This is a genomic window from Aeromonas sp. R1-1, assembly GCF_040908495.1.
Taxonomy (GTDB): domain Bacteria; phylum Pseudomonadota; class Gammaproteobacteria; order Enterobacterales; family Aeromonadaceae; genus Aeromonas; species Aeromonas veronii.
The window spans coordinates 1-11,315 of record NZ_JBFODV010000122.1; the positions used below are offsets into that span (position 1 = coordinate 1).

At 61.1% G+C, this 11,315-nt stretch carries 8 protein-coding genes and 3 tRNA genes; 2 read left to right on the forward strand and 9 right to left on the reverse strand.

Annotated features, from left to right (window positions below; genetic code table 11):
- Positions 1-7: 7 nt before the first annotated feature.
- From AB5Y92_RS07185 to astB, 4 genes are all read right to left on the reverse strand, one after another.
- Positions 8-92, reverse strand: a tRNA-Tyr gene (locus AB5Y92_RS07185).
- 44 nt (positions 93-136) lie between these two features.
- Positions 137-221 (reverse strand) — tRNA-Tyr (locus AB5Y92_RS07190).
- A gap of 39 nt (positions 222-260) precedes the next feature.
- A tRNA-Tyr gene (locus AB5Y92_RS07195) sits at positions 261-345 on the reverse strand.
- 241 nt (positions 346-586) lie between these two features.
- Positions 587-1,924: an N-succinylarginine dihydrolase gene (astB, locus tag AB5Y92_RS07200; RefSeq protein ID WP_107683627.1), complete on the reverse strand. Its 1,338-nt coding sequence runs from the start codon at positions 1,922-1,924 to the stop codon at positions 587-589.
- A gap of 355 nt (positions 1,925-2,279) precedes the next feature.
- Between astB and topA the strand changes: the two genes are divergently transcribed.
- Positions 2,280-4,901, forward strand: coding sequence for a type I DNA topoisomerase (gene topA, locus AB5Y92_RS07205; RefSeq protein ID WP_005362158.1), 2,622 nt, complete (start codon positions 2,280-2,282; stop codon positions 4,899-4,901).
- A 108-nt stretch (positions 4,902-5,009) separates the two neighbouring features.
- Complete coding sequence (locus tag AB5Y92_RS07210; protein ID WP_005334891.1) at positions 5,010-5,174, forward strand: hypothetical protein; 165 nt, start codon at positions 5,010-5,012, stop codon at positions 5,172-5,174.
- Positions 5,175-5,190: 16 nt separating this feature from the next.
- Here AB5Y92_RS07210 and AB5Y92_RS07215 read toward each other — a convergent pair whose 3' ends face one another.
- The 5 genes from AB5Y92_RS07215 to AB5Y92_RS07235 form a co-directional block, all read right to left on the reverse strand.
- Positions 5,191-5,547, reverse strand: a complete 357-nt coding sequence (locus AB5Y92_RS07215) for an MGMT family protein (protein WP_005334890.1) — start codon at positions 5,545-5,547, stop codon at positions 5,191-5,193.
- Positions 5,548-5,613: 66 nt separating this feature from the next.
- Complete coding sequence (locus AB5Y92_RS07220; protein ID WP_368226183.1) at positions 5,614-7,167, reverse strand: methyl-accepting chemotaxis protein; 1,554 nt, start codon at positions 7,165-7,167, stop codon at positions 5,614-5,616.
- A 212-nt stretch (positions 7,168-7,379) separates the two neighbouring features.
- Complete coding sequence (locus AB5Y92_RS07225) at positions 7,380-9,245, reverse strand: beta-N-acetylhexosaminidase (protein WP_368226186.1); 1,866 nt, start codon at positions 9,243-9,245, stop codon at positions 7,380-7,382.
- The gene (locus AB5Y92_RS07230) at positions 9,230-10,102 is read right to left on the reverse strand and encodes a BadF/BadG/BcrA/BcrD ATPase family protein (RefSeq protein ID WP_368226188.1); all 873 of its coding nucleotides are present in this window, start codon (positions 10,100-10,102) and stop codon (positions 9,230-9,232) included. The genes AB5Y92_RS07225 and AB5Y92_RS07230 overlap by 16 nt, the downstream gene beginning before the upstream one ends.
- Positions 10,095-11,315: glycoside hydrolase family 9 protein (locus tag AB5Y92_RS07235; RefSeq protein WP_368226191.1), on the reverse strand; the 1,221-nt coding region annotated here is incomplete at its 5' end. The genes AB5Y92_RS07230 and AB5Y92_RS07235, both read right to left, overlap by 8 nt.

The following is an 11,315-nucleotide window of genomic DNA, read 5'->3' on the forward strand; positions in this document are numbered from 1 at the left end:
TGAATGATGGTGGAGGGAGAAGGATTCGAACCTTCGAAGGCAGAGCCGTCAGATTTACAGTCTGATCCCTTTGGCCGCTCGGGAACCCCTCCACAGGGGCAAAGCAAATTGTATTCAGCCATTGCAATCAGGGAAATGGTGGAGGGAGAAGGATTCGAACCTTCGAAGGCAGAGCCGTCAGATTTACAGTCTGATCCCTTTGGCCGCTCGGGAACCCCTCCACGGGGTATTTCCTGATTGTCACTACTTTTGCACTTGAATGGTGGAGGGAGAAGGATTCGAACCTTCGAAGGCAGAGCCGTCAGATTTACAGTCTGATCCCTTTGGCCGCTCGGGAACCCCTCCCCAAGTGCGAGGCGCATACTATCAGATCCAGAGGCTTTGTGAACCCCTTGATGAGGCATCTGGCAGTAAAAAATGACTGTTCGTCGATTTTTTGATACATCCAGCTCAAAATTCAAGCTTATCAGCAAGTTGTACGCTGCTTTTCTGCACAAAACAGCATCCGTGCAAGCTGGCGAGTGTGCTGAAGATGAGGCAGATAGCAGAAGACCGCCAGCGTTGGCGGTCTTCCCGGGCATCACATCTAGCGCTGGAACGGGTAGACCGAACCCAGTTTCAGGATCTGGGTCAGCTCGTCCAGTGCGCTGCGGGACTCCTGCACCAGTGCCGGATCCCGCAGGTCATCGAGGGTCAGGCGGTCGCGGTAGTGGCGATCGACCCAGCCATCGAGGCGGGCAAACTGGCTGTCGTTGATGAGGCAGGCCGGATTGACCGCGGCGAGTTCCTGATCGTTCATGGCAACCCGCAGTCGCAGACAGGCGGGGCCACCGCCATTACGCATGCTCTGCTTCACGTCCATATAGTGAACGGCCTTGATAGGCGTGTTCATGGTCAGCAGCTTGTTCAGGTACGCCGACACAGCCGGATTGTCGCGGCACTCGGTGGGGGCGATGATGGCCATCTCGCCGCTCGGCAGGGTGAGGATCTGGGTATTGAACAGGTAGGATTTCACCGCATCCAGCACGGATACCTCGGCGGTCGGCACTTCGATAAAGTGCAAATCCCCCTCGCCAAACTTGTCGCTGATCTCGGCCAGCACCGCTTCGGTGTTGAGGAACGCTTGCTGGTGGAAGAAGAGCACGTTCTGGTTGCCCACCGCGATCACGTCGTTATGGAATACCCCCTGATCGATCACCTCCGGGTTTTGCTGAATAAACACCACGCTCTCCTCGCCAAGGCCATGCAGGCGGGCGATGGCCTGGCTTGCCTCCAGGGTCTGGCGGGCCGGATAGCGCTTCGGCGCCGGGCGGGAGTAGTCAAAGGCGCTGCGGCCATAGACAAACAGCTCGACCCCCGCCTCGCCATAGGCGCGGCAGAGCCGGGTGTGGTTGGCTGCCCCCTCGTCGCCGAAGTGGTCATTCTCCGGCAGATGGAGGTGGTGGCTGAAGTGGCGATCATTGTTGAACACGGCGCGCAGGATACGGCCCGTGACGTCGGGCTCCAGAGAGCGGTGAAACTTGTTGGTCAGGTTGGCGGGGGTGAAGTGAATGCGGCCATCTTGGGTATCGGCACTGGGAGAGACGGTGGCGGCATTGGCTGTCCACATGCTGGAGGCCGAATAGCAGGCAGCCAGTACGGCGGGAGCCTGCTTGGCGGCCTGCTCCAGCACCCGGGCATCGTTGCCAGTGAAGCCGAGGCGGCGCAGGGTTGCGAGGTCGGGGCGCTCTTGTGGCGCCAGTACCCCCTGGGTCATGCCAAGCTCGGTCAGCGCCTTCATCTTGCGCAGCCCCTGTTTGGCGGCCTCTTTCGGATTGGAAGCCTCCTGGGCATTGCTCTGGGAGGCAACGTTGCCGTAGGAGAGGCCAGCATAGTTATGAGTCGGGCCGACCAGACCGTCGAAATTGACCTCGAAGTGCTTCATTGAGTACATCCTTTCGATTTTTATGATGGGTAGCGGTTCCTTCCGCGCACAATGCGTCGGGGTTGGGCCATTATAAAGAGATTTTATGTTTTTGTAACAAGCCGGTAACCAGCAGACGTTTTTATGTCGTTTCAGATATAAAAAGAGGGGCGGTATGGCAGAAAATTGAAAAAGCGGTTGCGTCCGGCCTGTTGCCTTCGCATTAATAAATAAAGAAGCAATAAAAGAAGCCGTGTGGTTCGGGCTGGTCAGGCAAATTTGCTCACAAGATTGCTTTTTCGCGCCAAATCTCTTATACAGCCCCACAAAACCGCACACCAACCCCGTCGGGTGCAATGAGGATAATAGTTACAGCATGGGCAAATCACTGGTCATAGTGGAGTCTCCGGCCAAGGCCAAGACGATCAACAAATATCTGGGCAAGGACTACGTGGTGAAATCCAGCGTTGGTCATGTTCGCGATCTGCCCACCAGCGGCAGCGCCAGCACCGAGCCCAAGAAACCTGTCATTCGCGGCATCAAGTTGAGCGAATCCGAGAAGGCTGCCAAGGATCGCAAGGCCCTGTTTGCCCGGATGGGTATCAATCCGACCGCTGGCTGGCAGGCCAACTACCAGATTTTGCCCGGCAAGGAGAAGGTGGTCAGCGAGTTGCAAAGTCTGGCCGAGAAAGCCGACACCATCTATCTCGCAACCGACTTGGATAGAGAAGGAGAGGCGATCGCCTGGCACCTGCGCGAGATCATCGGTGGCGACGACAGCCGCTACAAGCGCGTGGTGTTCAACGAGATCACCAAGAGCGCCATCAAGGAGGCGTTTGCCCAGCCGTCCGAACTCAATATTGACCGCGTCAATGCCCAGCAGGCCCGTCGTTTCCTCGACCGCGTGGTGGGTTACATGGTCTCCCCGCTGCTGTGGAAAAAGCTGGCCCGCGGTCTCTCCGCCGGTCGGGTGCAATCCGTTGCGGTGCGTCTCATCGTCGATAAAGAGCGCGAAATCAAGGCGTTCGTACCGGTCGAGTTCTGGGATCTCAATGCCGACCTGCTGACCGCCGACAAGAGCGATCTGCGGATGGAAGTGGTCAGCCGCAATGGGGCTGACTTCAAGCCGGTGACCCAGGCCGAGACCTTTGCCGCCGTGGCGGCCCTGGAAGGGGTCGACTACAAGGTGGTGAACCGGGAAGACAAGCCGACCGGCTCCAAACCGTCTGCGCCCTTCATTACCTCTACCCTGCAGCAGGCGGCCTCTACCCGTCTGAGCTTCGGGGTCAAGAAGACCATGATGATGGCCCAGCGTCTCTATGAAGCGGGTTACATCACCTATATGCGTACCGACTCCACCAACCTCAGCAAAGAGGCGGTTGAGGCGGTGCGTGAATATATCGGCGAGCAGTATGGCGCGGCCTATCTGCCAGCCGAGCCGAATTTGTATGGCGCCAAGGCCAATGCCCAGGAAGCGCACGAGGCGATCCGTCCCTCCAACGTACAGGTGACTGCCGAGATGCTGGAAGGGATGGAGCCGGATGCCATGCGTCTGTACGATCTCATCTGGCGTCAGTTCGTTGCTTGCCAGATGACCCCGGCTCAATACGACTCCTCCACCCTGACCGTCAAGGCGGGTGAGTTCGAGCTCAAGGCCCGTGGCCGTACCCTGCGCTTCGCCGGTTGGACCAAGGCCCTGCCGCCGATGGGTCGCAAGGGTGAAGATAGTCAGCTGCCGGCGGTGACCGTTGGCGAGGTGCTGAAACTGGTCAAGCTGGATCCGCGCCAGCACTTCACCAAGCCGCCGGCCCGTTTCACCGAAGCGGCGCTGGTGCGCGAGCTGGAAAAACGCGGTATCGGCCGTCCGTCAACCTACGCCTCCATCATCTCCACCATCGTTGATCGCGGTTATGTGCGGGTCGAGAGCCGCCGTTTCTTCGCCGAGAAGATGGGTGAGATCGTCACCGATCGTTTGGTGGAGAACTTCGTCGAGCTGATGAACTACGAGTTCACCGCCAAGATGGAAGACAAGCTCGATGGCATCGCCGAAGGGAGCCTTGAGTGGAAGAAGGTGCTGGACGCCTTCTACGCCGAGTTTACCCAGGAGCTGGAGAAGGCCGACAAGGCGCCCGAAGAGGGCGGCATGCGTGCCAACCAGATGGTGATGACCGACATCGACTGCCCGGATTGCGGCCGCAAGATGGGCATTCGTACTGCCACCACCGGTGTTTTCCTTGGCTGCTCCGGCTATGCCCTGCCGCCGAAAGAGCGCTGCAAGAAGACCATCAACCTGGTCTCTGCCGACGAGTTTGTCTCCGCCACTGACGGCGAAGAGGCGGAAACCGAAGCACTGCGCGCCAAGCACCGCTGCGGTGTCTGTGGTACAGCGATGGATGCCTACATCATCGACGACAGCCGCAAGCTGCACGTCTGTGGTCGCAACCCGGATTGCGATGGCTACGAGATCGAGAAGGGCCAGTTCAAGCTCAAGGGCTACGAAGGGCCGAGCATCGAGTGCGACCGTTGCGGAGCCGAGATGCAGCTCAAGAACGGCCGTTTCGGCAAGTACATGGGCTGCACCAACGAGACCTGCAAGAACACCCGAAAGATCCTGAAAAATGGCGACATCGCGCCGCCGAAGGAGGATCCGGTGCCGCTGCCGGAGCTCAAGTGCACCCAGTCCGATGCCCACTTTGTGCTGCGTGACGGGGCTGCCGGTCTGTTCCTGGCAGCCAGCAACTTCCCCAAATCCCGCGAGACCCGCGCGCCGCTGGTGGAAGAGCTCAAGCGCTTCAAGGACCGCATCTCGGCCAAGCACAAGTATCTGGCCGGTGCCCCGCTCACCGATCCGGACGGCAATCCCGCCATCGTGCGCTTCAGTCGCAAGACCAAGGAGCAGTACGTGATGAGCGAGGTCAACGGCAAGGCGACCGGTTGGACCGCTCACTACGACAACGGTACCTGGCAAGAGAGTTTGCCAAAGGCTAAAAAAGCCTGATGAAAAGAGGCCCCGACAAGGGGCCTCTTTGCTTATGGATAGCGGTATACTGAGACAGCTGCAAGGAGTGCAGCTGTCGTCAATCGCGAAGTAGACAAGGAGGTTGAGATGGAGATTAACGAGATCCGGCCAGGAATGAGCTGCATGACCCGGGAAGGGGCGGCCTATGTGCTGGAGGTTGACCGGCAGAGTCTGCTGGTGCTGCTGCAGCGCGCGGACGAGACCATACCGGTGCAGGTGCGCAGCGACGAGATCCTGGCGCCGCTGGAGTGATCCGGCTGTGATCCCCTCAAAACGGCAGTAAAAAAAGCAGCTCGGCCAGATCGGGCTGCCATTGCCACTCCTTCATTCTGACCCGCCCACCGATCACCACGACCCCCTCCTGCTGCAGGCGTCCCGTCTGTTCGGCAAAGCCTGGCGATCCTTTCGGTAACGAGATGGTGCCCGCTGCGCCCAGCACCCGATGCCACGGCAGTACCTTGTCGGTTTCCCGCAGCACCTTGCCTACCAGTCTTGCCCGTCCGGGCAGCCCCGCCAGATCGGCCACCTGACCATAACTGACCACCCTGCCTGCCGGGATCAGGGCGATGATCGCTTCGATACGGGCAGCTTTGTTCAATGGGGATGGACTTGGTTCAATGCTCATAGACCCGATTCGTCAAAAACAACAGAAGCGCCATTGTGGCGCTTCTGTCATGGGGCTGGCAATGATTCAGCCGAAGGTCTGGCTAAGCCCCTTCAGTTGTTTGGCTCGTTCCAGTAGAGCCTGACTGGAGTGATCGACATCCAGCATCTTCTGACTGTTGGCGTGGGAGTACTCGGAGATCTGGTGGATGCTGCGGCTGATCTCCTCCACGACCGCTTGTTGCTGCTCTGCAGCGGTGGCGATCTGGGTGGAGTGTTCGGTGACCAGCTCTATCTCTGCCAGCACGGTATGGAGGCTGCTGGCGCCCTGGCGGGTCATCTCGGCACATGCGCGGGTCTGTTGCAGGTTCTCCTGCATCATCCCCTTCCAGCGTCCCAGCGTGTGCTGGATCTGCTTGATGCTGCCCTGGATCTGCTCGGTCGCCTTGTGGGTGCGGGTCGATAGAGTACGCACCTCGTCGGCCACCACTGCAAAACCACGGCCCTGCTCCCCGGCGCGAGCCGCTTCGATGGCCGCGTTGAGGGCCAGCAGGTTAGTCTGCTCGGCGATGCCCTGGATCTCGCCCATCACACTACCAATTCGTTCGGATTCGCTGGCGAGCTCTACCGCCGAGTTGAACGCCAGCTCTGCCTGTTTGGCGAGCTGTTCGATCTGTTGCTCGGTCTGGTTCAACTGCTGGTTGGTTTGTTCACAACGATTGCGAGCTTCGTTGACCTGACCGTTGGAGTCTTGAATGTTGCGGGCGATCTCGTGAGCTGTGTTAGCCATTTGAGTCATAGCTGTAGCCATCTGCTGGGTCTGGGCATCTTGCTCGTTGATATCGAGACAGGCTTGATGAGAGGCCTGCTTCAGATTGATGGCCAGGGTTTGCAGAGGTGCCGTGGCATCGTTGATCCTCCCCAACACGGTTCGGATGCGGGCCTGCAGCATCTTGATATGAAAATCGGCAATGGCGCCGGGGTTGTCACCGGAGTAGACCAGCCGGGTCAGACTGTCATATTCGCGGCCCAGCTGCTGTAGATAGTGGGGCAGGGCAAAGAGCTCGCGCCAGTAGGCTCCGCCAAGAAGCAACAGGGGCAGCAGCATCAGCAGGACGGTCATGGCCCCTTGGCTGGCGAAGGCCCAGCCCATCAGGCCGAGCAGCAGCAGGGTAATGGCCGGGGTGCGCACTCTGGCAAGAGAGGGAAGGTTGCTGCTGTTGCCGCGCTCGGCCTTGAGCAGGGCTTGGTAGGTCTGAGCGGCGATGCGCTTGAATTGGGGCTCTGGCTTGCAGCGTACCGACTGGTAGCCGCTGATCCTGTTGCCTTCATAGATGGGGGTCACATAGGCATCTACCCAGTAGTAACGGCCATCCTTGCAGCGGTTTTTTACCATACCGCGCCAGGGTTTGCCCTCCTTGAGGCGGGCCCAGAGATCGGCGAAGGCGGCCTTGGGCATGTCGGGGTGGCGTACCAGATTGTGGTTGTGGCCAACCAGCTCGTCGGCGCTATAGCCGGCGATGGTGCAAAAGGCCGGATTGGCGTAGGTGATCACCCCGCGCAGGTCTGTGGTGGAGACCAGTTGTACGTTGGCAGGAAACTCCACTTCGCTATCCAGGGTATGGACGTCTCTGCGGGTCATAGGAATACGCTCCGATGTTCTTGTTGATAATGTTGTCGTTGTTATTGTGGCAGATCTGGAGGTGGCCGCAGGCTCGCGCCAGCAGGAGGCAGACCAGCTTCATTGGGGGCTGGATTTTGCCAATAATGGCGGATGAATGGTAGGGGGAAGTTGATGTTTTGTTGGCTAATCGTAAAAAAGGCGGCCGATTGGCCGCCAAAGTAGAGACAACATTACCTCTGTGGCATCCGGTAGCGCACCTGCAACTGATCGAGGATCTGCAGCTGACCCGGCAGGCGGGCGGCGAAGTGCTCCCAGCCCTTGTGGGCGGGATCGCTCCAGGCCACCTCGGCCGTGGCCAGCATACGCGGGAACAACATGTAGTCGAGACGATCACGGCTGGTGATCAATTCTGACCACAAGGGGCTCAGCACCCCGAGGATGTTATCGTTGGCATGGAAATCGGCTGGGGCAGGGTCACACGAGTAGATCTGCTCCAGATTGAGGGTACCCGCCCAGTAGAGGCCGGGTTCATGAATATCGGCGCTCCAGGCGAGATCGAGATAGAGGAACTGGGCGGGCGCCATCACCACCGGATAACCGGCCGCGGCAGCATCCAACCCCGCCTGAAAGCTGGTCCAGGCACAGATGGCCGCTTTGCGGCTCACCTTGTCGCCATGCAGGATCTCCTCCCAGCCGATCATCTGTTTGCCTCTGGCGGCCAGATAGCGCTGGCAGTGGCGCAGCAGATGGCCCTGCAGCTCGCGGCAGTCGGCGTAGCCCTGCTCGACCATCAGCAGCTGGCAGGCGGGGCTGTCGGTCCAGACACCGGTCGGCACCTCGTCACCCCCCATGTGGATCTGCGGGCCGGGAAAGAGCTCGCATACCTCGTCCAGCACCGCCTCCAGAAAGCGGTAGGTGCCGGGCAGGGCGGGGTTGAGCACGTTGTCATCGAAATGCTGAACCGAGCGGTAGCGGGAGTGATCCGCCGTTTCGATCAGCAGCTCGGGCAGCGCCTTGATGGCGGCGTGGCAGTGGCCCGGAATGTCGATCTCGGGAATGACGGTGATGCCGAGCTCACTGGCATAGCTCACCAGCTCCTTCACCTCGCTCTGGGTGTAGTAGCCGCCATAGGGTTCGGCACCGCCACTGAGCTGGGGGCCGATCGCCAGATCGTGGCCGCGCCAGGCACCCACGTCGGTCAGCTCCGGGAAGGCCTTTATCTCGAGTCGCCACCCCTCGTCATCGGTCAGATGCCAGTGGAAGCGGTTGAACTTGTAGAGGCTCATCAGCTTGAGCAGGCGCTTGATGGTGGCCGGAGTGTGGAAGTGGCGGGCGCAGTCGAGAAAAATGCCGCGAAAGCCGAAGCGCGGGGCATCCTCCAGCGTGACGCAGGGCAGGCTCTCCCCATGTTGCAGATACCACTGGGCCAACGTGACCAGCCCATGACGCCAGCCCGTTTCGTCGGCGGCGGCAATCACCACCTCCTGCGGCGTGATGGTGAGTTGGTAGGCTTCGGGGGCCAGCTTGGCCTCGGTCAGCCGGATTTCAGCGTCGTGATCCTGCTCCAGCGCCAGCGACGTCAGCTCGTTGAAGTGGGCCAGCAATTTCGGCACATCACGGGGAGCGCTGACATGAGCCCGCTCGGCCAGCCGGAAGTTCCCCTCCAGCAGTACCAGATGGGCCGGTTGCGGCACGATACCGGGCAGGGACTCGACATCCGGCAGGTCTGGGCGGGCTACCGGCGGGTTCTCCAGTCCGAGATCCTGAGCCGCCAGCGTCACCGGCAGCAGTTGGGCACCTGTGGTCGCCTCCGGCAGGCTGAGAAAGAAGCCCTGCGGCATGTCGGAGAGCTTCTTTATGGGGGTCTGGCGGCAGCAAAAGCGCAGCTCGCAGCTGCCAGCGTTCGGGACAATCACTTTGTAGCTGCCGCTTTGGCGCTCCAGCTCGCCCCCTTGCAAGGAGTCGGGGTCGATATGGCGAGCCAGACAGAAGTGCAGCTTCCACTTGGTATCCGGCATGCGGGATAGGGTGAAGGTGAACCAGACATCCTCGCCGTCACGTCGGGCTACCTGGGTGTGGATCAGGGGTGTAGACATGGAAAATCCTCTGATTGGGCAAACAGGATGGCGCCATCGAGCGCATCTGCCTGGGGGGGGATCAGGTTGAGCTGGCCGAGACGGGGGGCAAGGCGGGTACCAATCCCCCCCAGCAGGGCGATCTGTCTGGCACCCAGCTGGGTCATCCCCTCCAGCAGGATCCGCAGCTGTTCGCAGGTTTCGTCCAGCAACTGATTGGCGAGCTCGTCACCATCGCTGGCGGCATCGAACACCCAGGGGGCAAAGTGGCCATAGTCCGCCGGAATGGCGCGGGTGGCCCAGCGTACCACCTCGGCCTGCTCCCGCTTGAAGCGATCCATCAAGCGGATGGCGAGGGTGCTGGGGGGCAGAATGCCGTCGTGGCAGAGCAGGGACTGCTGGATGGCGCGCAGCCCCAGCCAGGCGCCGCTGCCTATGTCTGAAATGGGGAAGCCGCGGCCGGAACAGGTGCGGATCTGCCCCTCCTGATAGACCAGCCCCACCGAGCCGGTACCTGCGATCAGAATGGCCCCCTCACGGCCGCCAAAGGCGCCGAGGCAGGCACCGAAGGCATCGGAGGTGAGCCTGACGCTGGCAAAGGGGAAGGGCATCTCGAGCAGGGCGTGATAGCAGTCGGCCAGCTCGGCGGAGGCAAGCGCCAGCCCGATCCCCATCTGCTGTTCACTCTCGATGCCGAGCCCGGCGGCAAGGCGGGCACTGGCGATGGCGGCCAGCACATTGGCGTGGGCATGGGGGATGCCCAGCTCCAGATTGGAGCCGGCCGCGCGCCCCTCTCCGAGCAGCTTGCCCGCCCGATCCCGAATGCGGGCGCGGGTGTGGGTGCCCCCACCATCGACGCCGACCCAGAACTCAATCATGGCGACCTCCATTTCCCTGCGCACTCTGCCAAGTGATGGCCAGAGCAAACCAGGCAGCGTGGGGGATCCACTGCTCGCCCCAGCGCCAGTTCTGATCCAGCCGATCCTTGTACTCCTCCGGAATAAAGGCCACCTCATTTTCGTCATCGAATCCGGCGGTAATGCCGTTGCAGATGCCCCCCTGCGCATTGGGATACCCGGCGGTATAGGCGGGGTTGTTGATGCCGTGGCCCGCCAGCATGCAGGCGTTGAAGGGGTTCTGCCCGAGGATCCAGTCGAGTTGGCGCTGGCCATAGGTGAGCAGCGGCTGGCTCTGGCGGGGGAAGTGACGGGCGCCAGCAAAGGCCATAGCCGCCAACGATGCGAGGCGGGCATTCTCCCCCTGCCACCAGTAACCGGATTCGTTGTTGTGGGGCATAAAGAAGCTGACGCGCGGCGCTTCATCCACCCCTTTGACATATTGGCGGGCGAGGGAGAAGGGGTTGCCCGCGCGGGCGCAGAGCGCCAGCTCGGCGGCCAGCGCCTGCTCCACCACGGTTTGTACCCTGGCCTTGTATTCCTGATCCGGCTCTACGCCCAGATATTCCAGCAGCGCCAGCACCGGCAGGCCTGCCTCGGCGGCGTGGTAGTAAGGGCGCGAGCCATCCTCGTTGGCCGACCAGTAGTGACCCAGCTCAGGATGAGGGCGCTGGCGGGCGCAAAGCTTGCTGGCGCGGGCTCTCGCCTCATTCAGCCACTCGGCGCCGAAGGTGCGGGTCAGCTCCACCGCCGCCAGCAGGGCGCAGTAGTCGTCGATGATGTTCTCGACCCCGTCATCGAGGTAGGCAAGGTTGTGTTCGCACAGATGCAGGTAGCCGCGTTTGGCCGCCTCGGCGTAGCGGCTGGCATCGAAGTCGCCACTGACGCTCTCGCGGGCAGCGCGGGCCAGCGCGGCGATGGCCATGCCGCCCCCTTGACGAAAACCCGCCTGCCAGTTGGCGGATTTGATCCCCTGTTGGGTGGCATAGGTGCACAGCTCGCGCTGGGCGGGATCCTTGCTCCACTTGTCGAACAGGGTCATGAAGAAGAAGCCCGACTCATCCTGCATCCGGCATAGGAAATCGGCGCCGTGCAGCGCCTCGTCATTGAGCCGCTTGCAGAGGTTCACCCCGTCGATATCGCGGCGTGGGGCCAGCAGTTCCCGGCACTTGAGCAGTGACCACACCACCATGGG

Bases quoted from the DNA above. Each gene is read 5' to 3' on its own strand.
- astB (WP_107683627.1), bottom strand. From the start codon at position 1,924: ATGAAGCACTTCGAGGTCAATTTCGACGGTCTGGTCGGCCCGACTCAT.
- topA (WP_005362158.1), top strand. From the start codon at position 2,280: ATGGGCAAATCACTGGTCATAGTGGAGTCTCCGGCCAAGGCCAAGACG.
- AB5Y92_RS07210 (WP_005334891.1), top strand. From the start codon at position 5,010: ATGGAGATTAACGAGATCCGGCCAGGAATGAGCTGCATGACCCGGGAA.
- AB5Y92_RS07215 (WP_005334890.1), bottom strand. From the start codon at position 5,547: ATGAGCATTGAACCAAGTCCATCCCCATTGAACAAAGCTGCCCGTATC.
- AB5Y92_RS07220 (WP_368226183.1), bottom strand. From the start codon at position 7,167: ATGACCCGCAGAGACGTCCATACCCTGGATAGCGAAGTGGAGTTTCCT.
- AB5Y92_RS07225 (WP_368226186.1), bottom strand. From the start codon at position 9,245: ATGTCTACACCCCTGATCCACACCCAGGTAGCCCGACGTGACGGCGAG.
- AB5Y92_RS07230 (WP_368226188.1), bottom strand. From the start codon at position 10,102: ATGATTGAGTTCTGGGTCGGCGTCGATGGTGGGGGCACCCACACCCGC.